Raw genomic sequence first — 914 nt, forward strand, 5'->3', positions numbered from 1 at the left:
AGTCATCATCGACGGAGCGCTGGGGCTCGGCTGGTGCTGAGCGCCGCGAACAGAGCGATGTTGATACTGGCGATGCCATTCCAGATGGTATCACTCCACAGAACTACAATTATCGCGCGCAGATAATGACAAGCCAAAATACCCCTCCAGCGGGCACTTATACCGACTCAATAATCGTTGATGTTCAATTTTGAGCATCATATCAATTGCATGACTAGAGGAGTTGATTCCAAAGTTTGTTTGCAATCATAGTTTCCACTCTGTAACGACCGAATCCTGTGAGATTAGTATGGCTTTGCTTTTACAACACTTCACTTGAAGGGATAAGGAAAATCATGAAAAAGTCACTTACAGCGATTGGATTGTCTTTGGTATTCGTTGGTTCGGCCAACGCAGCAAACTGGGGTTACGAAGGAAGTCACGGGCCAGAGCATTGGGGCGAGTTTGCTTCTGAATGTGCGCAAGGTAAAAACCAAAGCCCGATTGATATTCATTCGGCGACGCAAGCTGAATTAGCAAAACTGCAATTGGATTACCAAGGCAAAGTGGTTGCGCTAACAAACAATGGTCACACATTGCAAACCAGCATTGAGGGAGAGAATGTTCTGACCATTGATAGCAAAGCGTTTGCTTTAAAACAGTTTCATTTCCACACACCATCTGAAAACCATGTCGACGGCAAATCTTACCCATTGGAAGCGCATTACGTTCATGCCGATGAGCAAGGCAATCTCGCAGTAGTGGCGGTATTTTTTGAACAAGGCAAAGCCAATCCTGCTTTGGCGAATTTGCTAGAAAATGTGCCGGAAAGAGATCAAAACGTAGCGATTCGCGCTCCTTTCGATGCAAACGCGTTGATTCCTAGCGACAAAGACTACTACCGATTTAACGGCTCATTGACCACGCCACCATGT

2 protein-coding genes are annotated in these 914 nt (G+C 46.0%); both read left to right on the forward strand.

Annotated elements, in window-relative coordinates:
* Positions 1–194 (forward strand): spore coat protein U domain-containing protein (locus R7Z50_RS25550; RefSeq protein ID WP_318149482.1); only part of this gene is annotated, 194 nt, incomplete at its 5' end.
* 141 nt (positions 195–335) lie between these two features.
* The coding region (locus R7Z50_RS25555; RefSeq protein ID WP_318149483.1) for a carbonic anhydrase at positions 336–914 on the forward strand (579 nt) is incomplete at its 3' end.

It is taken from the genome of Vibrio sp. 1249-1, assembly GCF_033340495.1.